Consider the following 16840-nt stretch of genomic DNA (forward strand, 5'->3'; position numbering starts at 1 on the left):
CTGATGCAGGCGGCCCGGTCAGCGGAAAGAACAACGGTTGCAACGGCGGGTCACCCGCGCGGGCTGACCTCGGCAATCATCGGCGCGGTGCGGGCGCCGGCACCTTGGCATCGCTCGCATCGACCATGCCATCCTTGTTGCGATCGGCGGTTTCGAACAGGCGCTTGCCCGAGACCTGGTACTCGGCGAAGGTCATGTGGCCATCCTTGTCTCCGTCCAGCACGCCAAAGCGCACGTGCACCTGGCGGTCGCCGCCCTGGTCCAGGGCATCGATGCGGCGGTCCACGCGAGTCTCGAACTCGGCCAGGTACTCATCCAGGTTCAGCTGGTCATCGCCACTGCTGTCGGTGCGGGCGAACTGCGCATCGCGCACGCGCTGGTACTCGGCGCGGTCGACCTTGCCGTCACTGTTCTCGTCGTACAGCTCCAGGAAGCCGGCCGCGGTGTGGCTGGTCGGCATGCCCAGGCGGCTGCGCTGCTGGTTGTCGAAGCGCTGGGCGCCGACGGCGGTCTTTGCCTCGCGCTGCGGTGCAGCCTTGGCATCCTTGCCCTTGCTGGCCAGTGCTTTCTGCCCGCCCTGCCAGGTCTGCTCGCCGGCGGCATCGAACTCAGCGCGCGAGACCTGGCCATTCCTGTCGGTGTCCAGCGCGGCGAAGCGGACCTTGGTCTGCTCGACCTGGGCGGCGCGTTCGCGCTCGATCTCCGCGGCCACGCGGGCATCGAACTCGGCCACGTACTCGGCTTCTTCGATAGTGCCGTTGCGGTCGGTATCGGTTGCATCGAAGCGGGTGCGGCGGAACGTCTCGAACTCTTCCCAGGTCACGCGGCCGTCGCCGTTGTCATCGTGCTCGGCGATGAACGCCAGCACGTTGTTGCCGTGGCCGCCCACCAGCGGGCGCGGGCCGGGCGCGGTCTGTGCGGAAACAGCGGAAGGAAGCAGCAGCGCGGCAACGCACGCACTGGCAAGCACGGTGGTTTTCATGTCGACCTCGGAGGCGGTGTTACGGGGAAATCAGGGATTCAGCACGCGGAACGAGAGCGTGACGCTGTTTCTGTACTCGGCCACCGGCGCGCCGGCGGGTGCAGCGGTGCGGTGGCGGGTCAGCGCGATCCAGGTGCCGGCCGCGGACAGCGGCAAGCGCACGTGCCCGGCGGCATCACTCTTCAGGTTGAGCACCTGCGGGGTGCGGTCCGAACTCCATACCGCCTCGTTGACTTCCACGGCCTGGTCGGCCAAGGGCTTGCCGTCGTACTGCACGATGAAATCGAAGGTCTCACCCACGTACAGGTCGTTGGGATGGGTGACCGGCACCAGCTCCACGCCCTTGTTGCGCGGCGCCAGCGCGGCGCGGTCGGGATTGCCGACGGTGACGTAGCTGTCGGCCTGGGTGAGCGACTGGAAATCACAGATCACCTTGGCACCGGCCGGAATCTTCACCGCCGGGTCGCGCGAGCTCTCGCGCTTGCCATTCTGTTGCCAGGTGCGGAACAGCGCGCCCAGGCGCGGGCCGGTGCTGAGGCGGTAGGTGCCCGTGCCGGCCGGCAGCGTGTACTCGGCCACGGTGCGGGTCTTCATCACCTGCGAGGCCAGCGGCGTCTGCTTGCCGTCGGGGCCGGTCACCGAGAACTGGCTGTCATCGAACGCGGTTTCAGGGACGAAGAAGGTCTCGGCGAACGAGGCATCCATGGCAACGGTCTGCCCTGCCCGCGGCGAGAAGGTGCTGGGCACCAGGTAGGGCGTATGGGCGTGTGCCGGCAGGGATGCAGCCATTGCCAGCGCGGCGGCGGCGAGCAGGGAAAGAGTCTTCATGGGGCCTTCGTGTCGGTGAGCGTGGGCGCTGGCGAGACGAAGGTCCGGGGCTGGCGGACGGAATGCTATGCCAATTGAGATTGGTTATCAATTGGTGAAATCTGGCGGAATGTATCGTTGGGCATCACAGCCCACCAGCGCCCCTCAGCGCACAGTGCCGAGGGCGACCAGGAAACCGATCAATGCCAGCCCGTAGCCGGCCAGCAGCACACCGGCGACAAGCCTTCGCCTTTGGCCGCCCACCGCAACTGACAGAACGACGCAGGCGATGGACGCCGCCGCGCCGAGCAGAAATGCCTGGAACAACCCACTGCTGCCGAGAGACCCGCGCCAGGCCAGGAACCCGGCGCATGCCAGTGCGATGGCGGCTGCCACGGCCCAGAGAATCTTCATGGCGTCGGCTTGGCCCAGGTCTGGTGGGCTAGGCGCGCACGAGCGCCATCCATCGGTAGCCGACATACACCGCACCGGCGGCAATGGGCAGCAGGCTGATCCAGACCGGCAGCTTCAGCACGAAGGACAGCACGACGCTGGCGAACTGTACCGCGACCGAAACCGCGACCACCCAGCCGTTGAACATCACGACAGCGGCCGCGTCCTCATCCCAGCGATTGGCGGCCGCCCCTTCACGGCGCGATGGCGGCCCAGCATCCAGACATCGATGAAGCAGTCCGCAATGCCTTCCAGCAGGTCCCCAATGAAGCCAGACATGTTCAATCCTTGAGCGTCGGCGCGTGGTGCCGATCTTCAGCGTCGACTGCGCTGGCCGCCAAGCGTGACCGCGCGCTCACGGCGATCCGCCACATACAGCAGCAGCGCCCCGCAGCCCATCAGCGCCGCCGTGGCCACAAGCGCGCCTTGGTAGCTGCCGGTCGCCCTGGCCATGTACCCGGCGATGACCGGCCCCATGATCTGCGCTACGCCATAGCCGAGAGTGATGCGCGCCATGGCCTTGGAGGGATTGGACGGCACATGGCGGCCAACCAGCGCCAGGGTGAGGCTGACGATGCCGACGAAGGTGGCGCCGAACAGCGCTGCCGACAACAGATTGATCGCCGTGCCGGACGACACCGCAGGCAGCAGCATGCCCATGCCCTGCAAGACGTAGGCCAGCAGCAGCGCCCGGATGGCACCGAAGCGTCGGGCGATGCGATCCCAGACAAAGGTGGACGGCAGCGCGGCCACGCCGACGACGACCCAGACCCAGCCGCCCCTGCCCTGCAGCACGGGCAGCTTTTCCAGGATGGCGACGATGAAGGTCGCACCGATGACGAAGCCGAAGCCCGCACAGACATAGGCCGCGTTGAGCAGGCGCGTCCACGCGGATGAGGTGGCCGGTGGCGGCGGGCCCTGCGCAACCGCGGTGCTCGGCGTGGATGCCGGTGCGGGCATCCACAGCCAGGCCGGCACGAAGAACAGCAGGCCCAGCACCCCCAAGGCGATCCACTGCCCCGACCAGGTCAGCGCAGGCAGGGTCAGCACCACCGCCGCACCTGACACCACGATGCCCAACCCCATGCCAGTGAAGTGCAGTCCCAGATCCGGGCGCCGCCCGTGCTGCAGCAGCCAGTTCAGCACCAGGCCCGAGGCCAGCAGCAGCCCGGCCACGCTGGACAGCCCCGACAGGAACCGCAGCGCGCCCCAGGCCACCGGGTCGCGGGTCAGCCCCATGGCCACGGTACTGGCCACGGCCACCACCAGGCCGATGCGGTAGAGCACGTACTTCCGGCGGAGGTCGCCCGCCGTTGCCGCCAGCAGCGTGCCGGCCATGTAGCCGGCGTAGTTGATGGCAGCCAGCCAACCGGCGGCGACGTAGTCCAGGCCGGCCTGCGCCTTCATGATCGGCAGCATGGGCGTGTAGGCGAAACGGGCGAGGCCGACAGTAAGCACCAGCGCGCAGATGCCGGCGAAGATGGCGCGAAAGGGCGTGGTGTTTCCATCAACAGCGGCTTGGTTCATCGCATCGTGTGCCGTGTTCGCCCGATCGGGGCCGTTGCCGATGGTACAGCGCCGGGCCGCGGTCGTTGCCATGCCATTTCGATATGGGATGGCTGCATTATTTGTATTGGATGCATGGCTCGCGGCAGACCACACTGGCCATCCCAACCCACGCAGCTGCTGAAATGAACCGCCCGCTCTCCACCACCCCGTCCTGGATCCAGCACCATTACGAAGGCCTGCTGCTGACGGCCGCCGTCACCACCGTCGCACTCGTGCTGGGGCATTGGCTGCCACTGGTCGGTGGTCCGGTGTTTGGCATCGTGCTCGGCATCGTGCTGAAGAACCTGCTCGCGCCGGGCAGCCGCTTCGATGCGGGCATCCGCTTTGCCGGCAAACAGGTGCTGCAGTGGTCGATCATCGCGCTGGGCTTCGGGCTCAGCCTGGGCGAGGTGCTGCAGACCGGCATGGCATCGCTGTCGGTGACCCTGGTGACGATGTCGGTGGCCTTTCTCAGCGCTTGGCTGCTGGGACGCTGGCTGCGCGTGGACGGCAAGATGACCGTGCTGATCGGCGTGGGTACGGCGATCTGCGGTGGCTCGGCGATTGCGGCAGTCACGCCCATCCTCAAGCCCGACGATCACGAAACGGCGTTCTCGATCTCCACGATCTTCCTGTTCAACCTGGTGGCGGTGCTGCTGTTCCCGCTGCTCGGCCACTTGATGCACATGAGTGACCAGGGCTTCGGCCTGTGGGCAGGAACGGCCATCAATGACACCTCGTCGGTGGTGGCCGCCGGCTACGCCTACAGTGATCTGGCAGGTGGCTACGCGACCATCGTCAAGCTGACCCGCTCGACCCTGATCATCCCCGTGTGCCTGGTGCTGACCGTGGTGATGGCGGCGCTGGCGAAGCGGCGCAGCAACACCGAAGGCGCTGCGAGTGGCTTCAATCTCGGCGTGATCTTCCCGTGGTTCATCCTGTGGTTCCTGGTGGCTTCGGGCCTGCGCACCGCCGGCTGGGTGCCGGACGCCGCGCTGCCGGTGCTGCACACGCTGGCTGAAGTGCTGATCGTGTTCGCGCTGTCCGCCATCGGCCTTTCTGCCAACCTGCGGCGCATGGCCGCCACCGGCGTCCGCCCCATCCTGCTGGGCCTGGGTGCGTGGGTGGCCGTGGCGACCAGCAGCCTCGTGGTGCAGTACTTTATCGGGCAGCTCTGACCGAAACCCACGCGCATGAACCTCCATCACTTGGCCATCTTCCATGCCATCGCCGAGACCGGCAGCATCTCCGCTGCTGCGATCCGCGTGCGCGTGTCCCAACCGGCGCTGTCGAGGGAATTGAAGGATTTCGAGGGGCGTCTGGGGGTGGTGCTGTTCGAGCGGCTGCCGCGCGGCATGCGGCTGACCGAACCGGGCAAAGTGCTGCATGCCTACTCGGCACGATTGTTCGCGGTGGCCGACAGTGCACAGGCGGCGATGCGCGATTTCGCCGATGCCCGCGCCGGGCAGCTGTCGATGGGCGCCAGCAACACCATCGGTACCTATGTGCTGCCGCGTTTCGTCGCCCAGTTCCGCACCCTGTTCCCGCAGGTGGGTATTTCCCTGTTTGTCGGCAACACCGAACAGGTTGCACAGGGCGTGGCCGACCTGCGCTTCACCGTCGGCTTCGTCGAAGGACCGGTCCGGGTCGAAGGCGTTGTTGCCGAAGAGTTCAACCGCGACGAGCTGATCCCCGTGGTGGGTGCGCAGCATCCGTTGGCCGGTCGCAGGCGCGGAAAGCCGACCGACATCAACGGGCTGCCGTTGCTGATGCGCGAACCCGGCTCGGGCACCCGTGAGCTGATCGGCGAGATGTTGCAGCAGCTGGACGTGGAGACCGGCAGCATCGTGGAGTTCGGCAATACCGAGGCGCTGAAGCAGGCCGCGATCCACGGCGGCGGCATTGCCTGGCTGCCCAGCATCAGCGTGGCGCGTGACCTGCAGGACCGCAGCCTGGTCCGGCTTCCGGTGCGGGCGCTGGGGTTGCAACGGCCGCTCAGCATCCTGCGCCGCGAAGGGGCCTACCAGGTGCCGGCGGTCGAGGCCTTCCTGCAAAAGGTGCGCAAGGGCTGAGCGGTGCGAAGCGCTGCTCCTCTCCTGTAGCCGAGCCCCTGCTCGGCTGAAGGCCCTGAGTCGAGCATGGCTCGACTCTACGAAAGGCGGTCAAGCGCACGCGCCTGAGACGTCCCTAGACGACCGGTCTAATTGAGAGTATCGTCACTCCCATGAACCCCGCCCCCGACATTGCAGGCACCGACGTCCGCCAGAGGATCCTGGCCAGCGGCCGCCGCACCATGGGCGGCAAGGGCTTCTCGGCGGTCGGCCTGAACGAGGTGCTGACCGCCGCAGGCGTGCCGAAGGGCTCGTTCTACCACTACTTCGGCTCCAAGGAGGCCTTCGGCGAAGCACTACTGCAGGACTACTTCGACGAATACCTGGCCGAGATGGACCAGATCTTCGGCAGCGCTGGCCAGAACAAGGCCGAGCAGCTGGAGCGCTACTTCGCCGCGTGGATGGAAAGCCAGTCCTTCGAGGACTGCCAGGGAAAGTGCCTGGCGGTGAAACTGGGCGCCGAGGTGGCTGACCTCTCGCCGGCCATGCGTGCGGCCCTGCGCAGCGGCACGGCCGGCATCATCGTGCGCCTGACGCGGGCGATCGAAGGCGGCCAGGCCGACGGCTCCCTGGCCAGCAACGGAGATGCCGCCGCGCTGGCACAAAGCCTCTATCAGCTGTGGCTGGGCGCCAGCATCATGGTCAAGATCGTGCGCGGCCCGCAGCCCTTCGAGAACGCGCGCCTTACCACCCGACAGATTCTGCATCCCTCACGCTGAGCGAGGGATGCGTAAGACACACTCCCCGTGGAGTGTTTTTTACGACCGAGCCTTAGACGACCGGTCTACTGCTTCATCCTTCCAACAGGAGCACCACCATGAAAGTCCTCATCGTTCTGACCTCGCACGACCAGCTTGGCGACACCGGGCACAAGACCGGCTTCTGGCTGGAAGAACTGGCAGCCCCCTACTACGCCTTCAAGGATGCAGGCGCGGAGATCGTGCTGGCCTCGCCCAAGGGCGGCCAGCCGCCGCTGGACCCGAAGAGCAACGAGCCGGCGTTCCAGACCGAACTCACCCACCGCTTCGAAGCCGACGCCGACGCCAAGGCGCAGCTGGCCGCCACCGTCCGCCTGGACAGCGTCAACGCTGCCGACTTCGACACTGTGTTCTACCCCGGTGGCCACGGTCCGTTGTGGGATCTGGCCAATGATGCCCACTCCATCGCGCTGATCGAATCGTTCGTCGCCAGCGGCAAGCCGGTCGGCCTCGTCTGCCACGCACCGGGCGTGCTGCGCCAGGTCAAGGCGCCCGATGGCACGCCGCTGGTCGCCGGCAAGCAGGTCACCGGCTTTGCCAACACCGAGGAAGACGCGGTGGGCCTGACCCAGGTCGTGCCCTTCCTGGTGGAGGACATGCTGAAGGACCTGGGCGGTGACTACAGCAAGGGTCCGGACTGGGGTTCGTACGTGCGGCGCGATGGCCTGCTGGTGACTGGCCAGAACCCGGGCTCGTCGGCCGAAGCCGCCACGGTGCTTATCCAGGCAGTCGCCAAGGCCTGAGAGCCATGAAGGAGCGATCCGGCGCACACGCCCGGATCGCTTCGCTCCCCCGTGCTACGGTGCGCACACAGGCATGCTGCGTCTTTGCCAGAACGTTCCCCCACACCGGGCAGTTCCCATCAAACGCACCCAGGCGACACCCAGCACGTCCACCGATACGGCGCCGCCCGATCTGTTCGGCGCCCTGCGCCACATGCTGCTGCGTCATCGCGATGGCCTGCTCGTGGTCCACGATACGGACCAGCATTTCTACGCCAACTGCCGCACGCCGGGCGCCAACGGCAAGGCACAGTTCTTCGGTGCGGTGAAGGTGTCCGGGCGCAAGCACGCCCTCCACCTGATGCCCGTCTATGACCATCCCGAACTGTTGGCTGGCATCAGCCCTGCGCTGAAGCAGCGCATGCAGCGTAAGTCCTGCTTCAACTTCGACCGCTGGGATGAGCCACTGCTGCAGGAACTGCAGGCGCTGGTGGACCAGGGCGCCGCCCGTTACGCGGCTGAAGGCAGGCGCTGAGGCCTGCCGGCGCGCCTAGCGTTCCCGGCAACGCAGCCACCCGCCCGACGGCGACGCCACCTGTTCCCAACCGTTGGCCAGCCGCCGGAAAGCCTGGCCACCAACGCAGGCAGTGCCGGTCCGCTTCGCTTCGGCCGAACCCAGCGCAGGCAGCGCGCTCACCTCGGTGGAGGGGCCGGGACGACCGGCCTGGCGGGCTTCGTTCTGCAGCGTAGTGGCCTCGACCCCATCGCAGTAGGCCTTGGCGGCGGGATGCGGATGCTTCGGCCACGCGTACTGCGCGCAGTTGAAGGGCGTGGTGCTCTTCGCCATCGAGTTGTGGGCCGGCCGTGGCGCGGCCGGCAGCGGTTTTCGCGCGGGGCCGGTTGCGGAGCGGATCTGCTGGGCGGCGGCCGGAAGTGCGGCGACCAGCAGCCACGCCAGCACCAAGGGGCGAACATCCATGACCTGTCCTCGTTCCTTGAGTCTGTACTGCGGTGGCGCACGCGTGTGACGCGTCACGCTTCCGATGGATCAACGCGCTTATTCTGCCGCAAATCCCCCGCCCGCCGATACCAGCCCGCGCGCCCGCCATGCGCAGGTTTCACCCTGCGGTCTGCGATCTGACACACGCAGGACGCTTGCGCCGGGTCACCACTCCGGACATCCAGCGTTGACCTGAAAGCGACACGCGCTGACGCTTACGGCAGCGCGCGCCACCTCGGTGGCCAGGGAGCGCGGTCGAGTTCCTCCTGCATGACCGGCACCCGCCGGGTTCCAACCGCAGTCCTCACCCACCCACACGCGCAGTGCCTCCGCATGGCGAACGCTTTTGCCGTGAGGGCGTCCTGCGTCCTGGAAAAACCTGACGGAGACACTGCAATGCGCCTTGCGACGTTCCTGTTCGTCCTGGTCCTCAGCGCCTTTGCCGGCGCCGCCCACGCGGAAACGGTCAACCCTCGACAAGGGCGGCTTCGTGCTGACCTATCACTGCAGCATCCACGGCGCCACGCGGTACGAATACACCCTGCTGGCCGATACCGGCACGGCCAAGCGACCGTCCAGCTTCTACAAGGACACGGACCTGCCCACCGGCTGCCTGGGCCAGAACAGCACCGCGTCGTACGCCAGCATCCATGCCGGCTATGACCGTGGGCATCTGGTCACCTCCAACCACATGGACTACGACACCACCTCCATCCGCCGCGCCAACTTCATGACCAACATCGTGCCGCAGGTGTCCAGCTTCAACCAGGGCATCTGGGTGAAGGCCGAGACCGTGGCCGAGTGCTACCGCGACATCGCGCCGGTGGACGTCTATGGCGGCGTGGTCTACGGCGATGCCGCCAACGATTACTTCCTGGCCAGCCACGGCATTCCGACACCGGAGTTCTTCTGGAAGACGATCATCACCCGCGACCCGCAGACCGGTACCGCCAAGGCGATCAGCTGGATCATTCCCCATGAGGCCAACGTGGGCAGCCTGGACAACTACCTGGTGACCATCGCCGACCTGGAAGAACTGCTCGGCGCCAGCTACGTGGCGATCAACGCACCGGCGTCGCTGAAGAACATGCTGCCGGCGACCACCTGGCCGCAGCCGGCCGGCTGCGACCTGGGCTGAGTCCCGCACCCTGCCCCGGCCATGCGCCGGGGTACGGGCCGGGTGCGGCGGTGGTTCATCCATTGAATGCAGGCGTGCTCTAGCATGAGCGACGACCTTTGATTGCCCAGGATCATCATGACGGATCATTCTTCTGCCGCATTCACTGAAACCGAACGCCAGCACGCGCTGGATGCGCTGCACGTGGTCGGCAGCCTGCCCGAGCCCGCCTACGACGATATCGTGAAGGTGGCGGCCGCCGTCTGCGGTACGCCGATGGCTCTGGTGACCCTGATCGATCGTGATCGCCAGTGGTTCAAGGCCCGCATCGGCGTGGATGGCAGCGAAACCGACCGCGACGTGGCGGTGTGCGACCACGCCATCCGCCAGCCCGAGCAGCTTCTGGAAGTGGGTGACCTGAAACAGGACAGCCGCTTCGTCGACAACCCGGTGTTGAATGAGATGGGTGCGCGCTTCTACGCGGGCATGCCGCTGGTCACCCGCGAAGGCGCGGCGGTCGGCAGCGTCTGCGTGGTCGACCTGACCCCTCGTTCGCTCAGCCAGCAGCAGCGCGAAGCCCTGCAGGCCCTGGCCCGGCTGACCATGAATCTGATGGAAGCGCGCAGCCGCGAGCGCGAGCAGGAAGTGGCGACCATCCTCGAGCAGAGCCCGCTGGTGGAAGCCGCGCACGCCACCACCGGCACCGCCTGCACCGTGGTCATCCTCGAGCTGCAGGACCTGGCCGGCCTGGCCGAGCAGATGGGCGAACGCAGCCTGGAGCGCCAGCTGCAGCAGCTGGACGTGGCGCTGGAGCAGTGCCTGGATGCCGGACGTGGCGACAGCATCAACCGGGTCACCGGCAGCGGCGAGTTCATCGCGGTGCTCGGCAGCGACCAGGCCGCCGAGACCCTGGCCGCCCTGCAGGCCGTGGCCGACGGTGCTTCCTCGCGACTGCAGCGGCCGCTGCTGATGGGCGCCGCAGGCGGTACCGGCGAGGAGAGCACAAGTGCGGTCTTCATGCGTGCCGACCGTGAGCTGAGCGCGCGCAAGGACGAGCAGCGCTGAGCGAGGGTGACTGTGCCCACCCAGGTGGGCATCTACCAGACCGGCTCATGACCCTGCCTTGGTAGCCGCCAACCTTGGCTGGCGCGGGCACATCGACGGCCAAGGTATGCGTTGCGGACGGCCTACCCTGCCGCGAACGTGCAGTCTGCGCTGGCGACGAGGCTGACGAAGGTCCCGCGCAGCGTGGCATTGTGATGCTCGACGATGGTCTTCGCTGCCAGCACGGGCGAATCGGTGGTGGTGTGCGCGTCGGCCACCAGCACGGCGGAGATGCCGAGGTCGCGCGCGGCGCGGCAGGTGGTGTCCACGCAGTAATCGGTCTTCATGCCGACAATCACCAGCTCCTCGATGCCGCCCGCGGCCAGTCCCTCGGCCAGGCCGGTCTCGAAGAAACAGTTGGGCCGCGTCTTCTCGAACACGGTGTCGCGCGCCGGATCGATGGCGAGGTCGGCGAGCAGCTGCGACAGCGGACTGTCGCTGGCCAGCGGCGAGCCTGCGGGGCCGACATGGCGTGCGACAAACACCGGGGCACCGGCGGCATGTGCGCGGTCGATCAGCGCATTGATGTTGGCCAGCACGTCGTCAGCGCGGTACGGGCGGTGCGCGCCGTTGAACAGGCCGTGCTGCATGTCGATGACCAGCAGGCCGCGGCGGGGGATTCGGGAAGAGCTCATGAGGTTTCTCCTGTGGGATGGGTACGGACGGAGAAACGAAAAGACCCCGTCAATGACTGGCGGGGTCCTGAGGGGTGGCGCTACATCACGTCACGTAACGACCTCACGACCTGCCAGCGGCAGTCGTGGAGGTAGTGGTGACGGTGGCGGCTCGGAAGACCATGAATCCGATGCTGCGTCAGCGCGGGGTTGCGGTCAAGCCCTTACGCCGGTGACAGCGCCTGCAGCGCGTCGAACACCGGGGTGTCGCCCTCGGTGAGTTCGATGATGCAGCGGCGCAGCTGCGGATGCTCGATCAGGGCCAACAGCGTGGCAGCGACGTCGGCGCGGGCGATGTTGCCGTAGGGAATCGCCAGACCGGCGCGCACCCGGCCGGTGCCAGGTTCATCGCTAAGCGTGCCCGGGCGCAGGATTACCCAGTCCAGCGGGCTTTCGGCCAGATGCACGTCGGCACGTTTTTTCACCACCATGTAGTTCTCGAACGTATCCGACAGGTGCTTGCCACGCCCGGCCTCCGGGAAGGCCGACACCAGCAGGAAACGCGGTACGGCGGCGGCCTTTGCCGCGGCCACGGCCAGTTCCAGTCCACGCCCATCGATGGCGTCGGTCATCGACGCGCCGCCCTTGCCGCCAGCACCGGCGCAGAACACCACCACGTCGCAGCCCTGCATCTTTGCCTCCAGCGCGGCAACATCCAGCTGCAACAGGTCGCCCTGCACCGGGCGTGCGCCGAGGGCGGTGAGTTCGGCGGCCTGTTCCTGCGCACGGTGCAGTGCCAGTACGCGGTGGCCGCGTGCGCTGGCCTGCTGGGCCAATGAACGACCGACCTTGCCGGCCGCGCCGACGATGAAAACCTGGCTCATGCTGGATCCTGTGGGGGGGAGCGGTGTCCAGTGTGGAGCGTCCAGGTCGAACACAGCGTGATTGGCAGACATGACGCTCCCTCACTCACCGAGACTCCCCATGGCCATCAAGACCGCCGAAGACCTCTTAATCCACCAATTGTCGGATATCTACAGCGCCGGCGCGGCTCGCCTGGCGTCGTCGTCGGCATGCAGCTTCAACGCCACCGTACTGACAGGTCAGCCGTCAACGCGGAACCTTCGGGCGTGATCGCCGGGAAGATGCGGCCTGCTCTGTCGTCAGCGATGGAGCATCTTCCGGTCCGTACAGGTGCTGGCAACACGGGCAGAAGAACGTTCGGCGCCGCGTGGTCCCCATGTACAGTTTGCTGATTGGCCCACCACAACCCGGGCATGTTTTCCGGGCGTGCACCTCCCAGTGCTTTTTGAGTTCGTGCCCACGCTTCCAGCGCAGGAAGTCGAAGCTGTAATTGCGCGCCTCATGGATCAGGCGGGTCAACACACGGGGAGGCAGGTCCCCTACCCGGCTCCCAGGATGCACGGCGATACGGAACAGCACTTCATTCTTGATGATGTTACCAACGCCGGAGAACACGGCCTGATCCAGCAGGGCGTCGCAGACGAGCACATCGGGCATGGCTTTCAGCTTGCGGCGTGCCAGGTGTGCATCCCAGGCGTCGCTCATCACGTCCGCCCGCCAATCGTAGACATCGTCCAAAGGCTGTTCGATCAGCTTCACCGAGCACGCGTAGAAGTTCAACTCGTCTCTGTCGAACTGCAAAGCAACCCTCGGCACGGCATCCTTTCGCTCGTTGATACGGTAGCTGCCGAACAGCATGAGGTGGATCCGCAGCGTGACGTGGCTGAACTCCAGCAGGAAATGCTTGCCCCAGCTGCGTACCGCCTTTATCCGGCGTCCTAGCAGGGGTGTCAGGTCCACCCGGCTGTTGCCTCCGACATGGCGCACGGTCCTGCCCTTGAACCGGGCCGCCTCTTCGCGTAGCAGGACAATGGAGGGGCCTTCAGGCATGGCGGTTCTCCTTCAGCAGGGTTTGCAGGCGCAGCGCGTTGGGTATGGCGTGACCCTGCGCGGTGTTGTCCAGGATGATCCAGGCCGGACCTTGGCCGGCAGCTGCACCTGCCGCCTGGGCAAGCGCGCGCAGGTCCCTGTCCGGGTAACTGCTGTAGTACATGCGCGGTCGACCGTGCCACCGCCAGTAACTCCAGTGCCGCGCGCCACCGGGCTCAGCCGCGCGGGGAACCCGCGCGGGATCGGCGGCGACGCGTGCGATGCCGTGACGCTCCATCAATGCGTCAGCCGGCGCCGAGAACCAGCTTTCATGCCGGGGTTCGCAGGCAATGGCTACGTCCGTGCGACGCTTGACTGCGCGGAAGAAGGTCGATGCCACGCGGGCATCAAAGTCCAGGCGCGGCGGCAGTTGCAGGAGCAACGCCCCCAGCCGGTCGCCCAGATGGTTCACTGCATGGATAAAAGGGTCAAGCAAGGGCGCCGCCCCCCGCAGGCCGGCCTCATGACTGATTGCCTGCGGCATCTTTACCGAGAACCGGAAATGCGCGGGCACGGCCTGCGCCCATCGTGCATAGGTCTCCGGCTTGTGTGGGCGGTAGAACGAAGAGTTGATCTCCACCCGCGAAAAGCGGGTCGCATAGCGCTGCAGTGCACTCTGCCCCTCGCCGAAGTCCCCTGCATATGCGGACGGCAAGGACCACCCTGCGCAGCCTGCCTGAATGGACTCAAATGGCGAGGTTTGAGGCGCGGTCTGCATGAATCCAGCTTCCCGCACCCCGCGTCCTGCGGGGGTGAACCAGGCACGCGTCCCGTGTGAAAGGCCCGCGCAGGCGCAGCAGTTTCGCATGTCGCACACAGCGGGCAGTCACTGCCTTGATGCCCAGAAGCGGACAGTACCTTCCAATAAGAAGTAATGATCAGGGTTTGGCATGCAGAAGTACGGAAATGAACAGACGAAGGAGCATTGTCTGCTGCTGGTGGAAGACCAGCTGGACTTGGCTGAACTGGTCGAGGATGCGCTGGCGAACGAAGGAAACACCATCACGCACGCTGAAAGCGTATTTGAAGCCCTCAACCTCCTGCGCAGCGAGCGGTTCGATGCCGCCATTCTCGATATCGAGCTTGGCGACGGCGTCGTGTTTCCGGTAGCCGATCGCTTGGCGGAGCTGGGCGTGCCCTTCCTGTTTGCCTCCGCGGTCTACGACCAGGTCGTGCCTGCGCGGCACCAGAAGGCGCGCTTCGTAGCCAAGCCGTTCCACATCCCGCAGCTGCAGGAAGCGGTGAACCAGACGCTCGCCCAGAGCCGGGCCAGCCATCCGGCATCGCGCTGATGCCGCATCTACTGCAAGGAATTTCTTCAATGAGCAAGCTACCGTTCAATCCCACAGGTGACGCCAGCGATCAGGACAAGGCGCATACACCGGATAAGGTCCGTACCGATCAGAGTTGGAAGAAAGGCAGGGACATGCCGGAACAGGACGAGACAGCACATCCCGACGATTACGAGCGCCCAGAGGTCGATCCGACAGGTGATCATCACCGCTCGAAGCCCTGAGTTGCTTTGCCCAGAACGTCAAAGTGAGCCGAACCAGCTCGCGTACGGCGTATTCTTCACCAGACAGCGGTTGTAGTCCTTGCCGCCATCTGTCCACCACACCGGGCCGCGCTCGCCGAGGCCTCGTTTAGCCACATCCACGGCGCGGCGCGCACTCCGCAGCGCCATCGCCTCGCCGTTCCTCAGTGCCGCCTGTACCGCGCGCCGCGCGTCCATGAGCGCCGCCACCCACCGCGCACGTTCGGTGGCGGTGAGATTCGGGTTGGTCGCGCGCCAGAGTCGGCTGCGCACCACGATGTAACGCTTGTCCGGGGTCAGTGGAGCACCGCGCGCACGATCGCTTGTCACGGGGTCAGCACGATCTTCCGGCAGTCATCGTCTTTCGCGTCGAACATGGCATAGCCCTGCGCGGCGTCGGCCAGGCTCATCCGGTGCGAAATGATGTTGCCGGGGTCCAGCTTGCCCTCCAGGATGGCGGTCAGGAGCTCAGGCATGAGGCCCTGCACATGGGTCTGCCCCATCTTGAAGGTCAGGCCCTTGTCGAATGCATCCCCCAGAAGGAAGCCGTGGATGAAGCCGGCATAGACGCCAGGAATACTGACGACGCCGCCACGGCGAGCGGCAGCAATGCACTGGCGGATCGCAACACCGCTGCTGCCTTCCAGTTTCACTGCGGTCAACGCAGTTTCAAGCGAGCTGCCCTCCGCCTCGAAGCCAACCGCCTCGATACAGGCATCCACGCCTCGTCCGCTGGTCTGGCTGACGATGTAGTCGGCGGGATCTTCCACCTTGCTGAAATCGATGGGCGTGATGCCATAGGTGCGCTGCGCGAAATCCAGCCGATACGGCAGATGATCGACCATGAAGATGGTTTCCGCACCCAGCAGGCGGCAGCAGGCAGCGCTCATCAACCCCACCGGGCCTGCACCGAAGATGGCAACCGTCGAGCCCTTCTTCACTCCGGCGTTGAGTGCGGCCTGGTAGCCGGTCGGCAGGATGTCGGACAGGAAGAGCACCTGCTCATCTGCCACGCCGTCAGGGATCCGCAGCGGACCCACGTTGGCCTTGGGCACCCGCACGAATTCCGCCTGGCCGCCCGCGACCCCACCGTAGAGGTGGCTGTACCCAAACAATGCGGCCGGCGGCATCATTCCCTTCGCATTGAGCGCCGCGCCTTTGCCGGGGTTGGTGGTCTCGCACGCGGCATACTCCGCAAGCTGGCAGTGGAAGCATTCCCCACAGGCGATCACGAACGGGATGACCACGCGGTCACCAGGGCGGACCTGGGTCACGCCCCTGCCAACCTCTTCCACGATACCCATGAACTCGTGGCCCAGCACGTCGCCGCTGTGCAGGTCGGGAATCTTGCCCCGGTACAAGTGCAGGTCAGAGCCACAGATGGCGGTGGCGGTAACCCGCAGAATGAGGTCGTCCTCGGCAGCGAGTACCGGATCGGGTACGGTCTCAACGCGGACATCCTTGCGGCCGTGATAGGTCAGCGCCTGCATCATCGTTCTCCTGCCGTTGGGGGCTGCAGCATTGCATGGTCACCGCTGTGCCGGCGGTGACATTACCGTGTGCGGCGCGTGCATTCCTCTGCTGCGGCTTCAGCGGTCTTCGGCATCCACGGTGATCTCTCCCGAGGTCTCCAGCATGGCCAGTTCGATCTGGTGATGGCCATCGCAGCCTGCCTTGCGCATGGCCACGTCCAGGTCCTCCGGCGCTACGTTGCAGCGGCGCACCTGGTCCCAGAACACCTTGCCGTTGCGCACCAGCACGACCGGCGCGCCTTCAACCCAACGGTGCAGCCGACGATTGCGCGCGGTCACGTAGCCGACCAGCCAGTTCAGACCCAGCAGCGTGGCGGCAAGGATGAGCCCGCCAAGCAGCGAGGTGTCCTCGCCGATCAGCGAGTTCTGGACCGCCGTGCCCAGCAGGACGATGACCAGCATGTCAAACGGTGCGGACTGCCCGATCGATCGCTTGCCACTGAGGCGCGTCAGCAGCAGCACCACGACATAGACGGCGGTGGCGCGTAGTACGAACTCGAACCACGGCATGCCCAGCTCGAACAGATCGCTCATGGTCTTCTCCCCGCATGGCCTGCCCGGAGGGATACAGAACAGGTCGTCCACGCTGCGTGACTCCGCCTACG

The 16840-nt window shown here is 66.2% G+C and carries 23 protein-coding genes and 1 pseudogene; 10 read left to right on the forward strand and 14 right to left on the reverse strand.

What is annotated here, in order from left to right; genetic code table 11:
- Positions 1-76: 76 nt before the first annotated feature.
- The 6 genes from DCO49_RS00690 to DCO49_RS00705 form a co-directional block, all read right to left on the reverse strand.
- Positions 77-982, reverse strand: a complete 906-nt coding sequence (locus DCO49_RS00690) for an EF-hand domain-containing protein (protein ID WP_116862332.1) — start codon at positions 980-982, stop codon at positions 77-79.
- 30 nt (positions 983-1012) lie between these two features.
- A complete protein-coding gene (locus DCO49_RS00695; RefSeq protein WP_116862333.1) occupies positions 1013-1810 on the reverse strand; it encodes a DUF4198 domain-containing protein in 798 nt (265 codons plus the stop codon).
- A gap of 144 nt (positions 1811-1954) precedes the next feature.
- Positions 1955-2203, reverse strand: a complete 249-nt coding sequence (locus tag DCO49_RS00700) for a hypothetical protein (protein ID WP_116862334.1) — start codon at positions 2201-2203, stop codon at positions 1955-1957.
- Positions 2204-2231: 28 nt separating this feature from the next.
- Positions 2232-2393, reverse strand: a complete 162-nt coding sequence (locus DCO49_RS20245) for a hypothetical protein (RefSeq protein WP_165835651.1) — start codon at positions 2391-2393, stop codon at positions 2232-2234.
- A complete protein-coding gene (locus DCO49_RS20600; protein ID WP_279325619.1) occupies positions 2390-2521 on the reverse strand; it encodes a hypothetical protein in 132 nt (43 codons plus the stop codon). Before DCO49_RS20600 ends, DCO49_RS20245 begins: the two co-directional genes overlap by 4 nt.
- Positions 2522-2557: 36 nt before the next feature.
- Positions 2558-3769, reverse strand: coding sequence for a YbfB/YjiJ family MFS transporter (locus DCO49_RS00705; RefSeq protein ID WP_116862468.1), 1212 nt, complete (start codon positions 3767-3769; stop codon positions 2558-2560).
- A 164-nt stretch (positions 3770-3933) separates the two neighbouring features.
- On the opposite strand from DCO49_RS00705, the gene DCO49_RS00710 reads away from it, so the two are divergent.
- The 5 genes from DCO49_RS00710 (at position 3934) to DCO49_RS00730 (ending at position 7916) form a co-directional block, all read left to right on the forward strand.
- Positions 3934-4968: a YeiH family protein gene (locus DCO49_RS00710; protein ID WP_116862335.1), complete on the forward strand. Its 1035-nt coding sequence runs from the start codon at positions 3934-3936 to the stop codon at positions 4966-4968.
- 15 nt (positions 4969-4983) lie between these two features.
- Entirely contained in the window at positions 4984-5862 is an 879-nt protein-coding gene (locus tag DCO49_RS00715; RefSeq protein WP_116862336.1) for a LysR substrate-binding domain-containing protein, read from the forward strand.
- Positions 5863-6014: 152 nt separating this feature from the next.
- Positions 6015-6620, forward strand: coding sequence for a TetR/AcrR family transcriptional regulator (locus tag DCO49_RS00720; RefSeq protein ID WP_116862337.1), 606 nt, complete (start codon positions 6015-6017; stop codon positions 6618-6620).
- A 98-nt stretch (positions 6621-6718) separates the two neighbouring features.
- A complete protein-coding gene (locus tag DCO49_RS00725) occupies positions 6719-7402 on the forward strand; it encodes a type 1 glutamine amidotransferase domain-containing protein (protein ID WP_116862338.1) in 684 nt (227 codons plus the stop codon).
- A gap of 193 nt (positions 7403-7595) precedes the next feature.
- Positions 7596-7916, forward strand: coding sequence for a hypothetical protein (locus DCO49_RS00730; RefSeq protein WP_116862339.1), 321 nt, complete (start codon positions 7596-7598; stop codon positions 7914-7916).
- 15 nt (positions 7917-7931) lie between these two features.
- Here DCO49_RS00730 and DCO49_RS00735 read toward each other — a convergent pair whose 3' ends face one another.
- A complete protein-coding gene (locus DCO49_RS00735; RefSeq protein ID WP_243402600.1) occupies positions 7932-8360 on the reverse strand; it encodes a hypothetical protein in 429 nt (142 codons plus the stop codon).
- A 417-nt stretch (positions 8361-8777) separates the two neighbouring features.
- On the opposite strand from DCO49_RS00735, the pseudogene DCO49_RS00740 reads away from it, so the two are divergent.
- Positions 8778-9519, forward strand: a pseudogene (locus DCO49_RS00740) (DNA/RNA non-specific endonuclease).
- A gap of 117 nt (positions 9520-9636) precedes the next feature.
- Positions 9637-10563 carry a GAF domain-containing protein gene (locus DCO49_RS00745; protein ID WP_116862340.1) on the forward strand — a complete coding sequence of 309 codons (927 nt, stop codon included), beginning with the start codon at positions 9637-9639 and terminating at the stop codon, positions 10561-10563.
- A 122-nt stretch (positions 10564-10685) separates the two neighbouring features.
- Here DCO49_RS00745 and DCO49_RS00750 read toward each other — a convergent pair whose 3' ends face one another.
- Positions 10686-11237, reverse strand: a complete 552-nt coding sequence (locus DCO49_RS00750) for a cysteine hydrolase family protein (protein ID WP_116862341.1) — start codon at positions 11235-11237, stop codon at positions 10686-10688.
- A gap of 203 nt (positions 11238-11440) precedes the next feature.
- Positions 11441-12100 (reverse strand): NAD(P)H-binding protein, encoded by a 660-nt coding sequence (locus DCO49_RS00755; RefSeq protein WP_116862342.1) that lies wholly within the window; start codon positions 12098-12100, stop codon positions 11441-11443.
- 100 nt (positions 12101-12200) lie between these two features.
- Between DCO49_RS00755 and DCO49_RS20250 the strand changes: the two genes are divergently transcribed.
- On the forward strand, positions 12201-12350 hold the full coding sequence (locus tag DCO49_RS20250) for a hypothetical protein (protein ID WP_165835652.1): 150 nt from the start codon (positions 12201-12203) through the stop codon (positions 12348-12350).
- Here DCO49_RS20250 and DCO49_RS00760 read toward each other — a convergent pair.
- Together DCO49_RS00760 and DCO49_RS00765 are read right to left on the reverse strand one after the other, a co-directional pair.
- On the reverse strand, positions 12327-13130 hold the full coding sequence (locus DCO49_RS00760) for a DNA-formamidopyrimidine glycosylase family protein (protein ID WP_116862343.1): 804 nt from the start codon (positions 13128-13130) through the stop codon (positions 12327-12329). The two genes, DCO49_RS20250 and DCO49_RS00760, sit on opposite strands and share 24 nt — an antisense overlap.
- Complete coding sequence (locus tag DCO49_RS00765) at positions 13123-13887, reverse strand: DUF72 domain-containing protein (RefSeq protein WP_116862344.1); 765 nt, start codon at positions 13885-13887, stop codon at positions 13123-13125. Before DCO49_RS00765 ends, DCO49_RS00760 begins: the two co-directional genes overlap by 8 nt.
- A gap of 172 nt (positions 13888-14059) precedes the next feature.
- On the opposite strand from DCO49_RS00765, the gene DCO49_RS00770 reads away from it, so the two are divergent.
- Together DCO49_RS00770 and DCO49_RS00775 are read left to right on the forward strand one after the other, a co-directional pair.
- A complete protein-coding gene (locus DCO49_RS00770; protein ID WP_116862345.1) occupies positions 14060-14461 on the forward strand; it encodes a response regulator in 402 nt (133 codons plus the stop codon).
- Positions 14462-14490: 29 nt separating this feature from the next.
- Positions 14491-14685 (forward strand): hypothetical protein, encoded by a 195-nt coding sequence (locus DCO49_RS00775; protein ID WP_116862346.1) that lies wholly within the window; start codon positions 14491-14493, stop codon positions 14683-14685.
- 18 nt (positions 14686-14703) lie between these two features.
- On the opposite strand, the gene DCO49_RS00780 is transcribed toward DCO49_RS00775, so the two are convergent.
- The 3 genes from DCO49_RS00780 to DCO49_RS00790 form a co-directional block, all read right to left on the reverse strand.
- On the reverse strand, positions 14704-15033 hold the full coding sequence (locus DCO49_RS00780; protein ID WP_116862347.1) for a hypothetical protein: 330 nt from the start codon (positions 15031-15033) through the stop codon (positions 14704-14706).
- Positions 15030-16193 (reverse strand): zinc-dependent alcohol dehydrogenase, encoded by a 1164-nt coding sequence (locus DCO49_RS00785; RefSeq protein ID WP_116862470.1) that lies wholly within the window; start codon positions 16191-16193, stop codon positions 15030-15032. The genes DCO49_RS00780 and DCO49_RS00785 overlap by 4 nt, the downstream gene beginning before the upstream one ends.
- Positions 16194-16292: 99 nt before the next feature.
- Entirely contained in the window at positions 16293-16769 is a 477-nt protein-coding gene (locus tag DCO49_RS00790) for a YetF domain-containing protein (RefSeq protein ID WP_116862348.1), read from the reverse strand.
- Positions 16770-16840 lie beyond the last annotated feature (71 nt).

The sequence above is a fragment of the Stenotrophomonas sp. SPM genome (assembly GCF_003105135.1).
GTDB lineage: Bacteria > Pseudomonadota > Gammaproteobacteria > Xanthomonadales > Xanthomonadaceae > Stenotrophomonas.

Excerpts from the sequence above, each read along its gene's own strand:
- DCO49_RS00775 (WP_116862346.1), top strand. The coding sequence starts at position 14,491 with ATGAGCAAGCTACCGTTCAATCCCACAGGTGACGCCAGCGATCAGGAC.
- DCO49_RS00700 (WP_116862334.1), bottom strand. The coding sequence starts at position 2,203 with ATGAAGATTCTCTGGGCCGTGGCAGCCGCCATCGCACTGGCATGCGCC.
- DCO49_RS00715 (WP_116862336.1), top strand. The coding sequence starts at position 4,984 with ATGAACCTCCATCACTTGGCCATCTTCCATGCCATCGCCGAGACCGGC.
- DCO49_RS00750 (WP_116862341.1), bottom strand. The coding sequence starts at position 11,237 with ATGAGCTCTTCCCGAATCCCCCGCCGCGGCCTGCTGGTCATCGACATG.
- DCO49_RS20600 (WP_279325619.1), bottom strand. The coding sequence starts at position 2,521 with ATGTCTGGCTTCATTGGGGACCTGCTGGAAGGCATTGCGGACTGCTTC.
- DCO49_RS00710 (WP_116862335.1), top strand. The coding sequence starts at position 3,934 with ATGAACCGCCCGCTCTCCACCACCCCGTCCTGGATCCAGCACCATTAC.
- DCO49_RS00790 (WP_116862348.1), bottom strand. The coding sequence starts at position 16,769 with ATGAGCGATCTGTTCGAGCTGGGCATGCCGTGGTTCGAGTTCGTACTA.
- DCO49_RS00770 (WP_116862345.1), top strand. The coding sequence starts at position 14,060 with ATGCAGAAGTACGGAAATGAACAGACGAAGGAGCATTGTCTGCTGCTG.
- DCO49_RS00760 (WP_116862343.1), bottom strand. The coding sequence starts at position 13,130 with ATGCCTGAAGGCCCCTCCATTGTCCTGCTACGCGAAGAGGCGGCCCGG.
- DCO49_RS00720 (WP_116862337.1), top strand. The coding sequence starts at position 6,015 with ATGAACCCCGCCCCCGACATTGCAGGCACCGACGTCCGCCAGAGGATC.
- DCO49_RS00785 (WP_116862470.1), bottom strand. The coding sequence starts at position 16,193 with ATGCAGGCGCTGACCTATCACGGCCGCAAGGATGTCCGCGTTGAGACC.
- DCO49_RS00735 (WP_243402600.1), bottom strand. The coding sequence starts at position 8,360 with ATGGATGTTCGCCCCTTGGTGCTGGCGTGGCTGCTGGTCGCCGCACTT.
- DCO49_RS00730 (WP_116862339.1), top strand. The coding sequence starts at position 7,596 with ATGCTGCTGCGTCATCGCGATGGCCTGCTCGTGGTCCACGATACGGAC.
- DCO49_RS00725 (WP_116862338.1), top strand. The coding sequence starts at position 6,719 with ATGAAAGTCCTCATCGTTCTGACCTCGCACGACCAGCTTGGCGACACC.
- DCO49_RS20250 (WP_165835652.1), top strand. The coding sequence starts at position 12,201 with ATGGCCATCAAGACCGCCGAAGACCTCTTAATCCACCAATTGTCGGAT.
- DCO49_RS00690 (WP_116862332.1), bottom strand. The coding sequence starts at position 982 with ATGAAAACCACCGTGCTTGCCAGTGCGTGCGTTGCCGCGCTGCTGCTT.
- DCO49_RS00745 (WP_116862340.1), top strand. The coding sequence starts at position 9,637 with ATGACGGATCATTCTTCTGCCGCATTCACTGAAACCGAACGCCAGCAC.
- DCO49_RS00705 (WP_116862468.1), bottom strand. The coding sequence starts at position 3,769 with ATGAACCAAGCCGCTGTTGATGGAAACACCACGCCCTTTCGCGCCATC.
- DCO49_RS00765 (WP_116862344.1), bottom strand. The coding sequence starts at position 13,887 with ATGCAGACCGCGCCTCAAACCTCGCCATTTGAGTCCATTCAGGCAGGC.
- DCO49_RS00695 (WP_116862333.1), bottom strand. The coding sequence starts at position 1,810 with ATGAAGACTCTTTCCCTGCTCGCCGCCGCCGCGCTGGCAATGGCTGCA.
- DCO49_RS00755 (WP_116862342.1), bottom strand. The coding sequence starts at position 12,100 with ATGAGCCAGGTTTTCATCGTCGGCGCGGCCGGCAAGGTCGGTCGTTCA.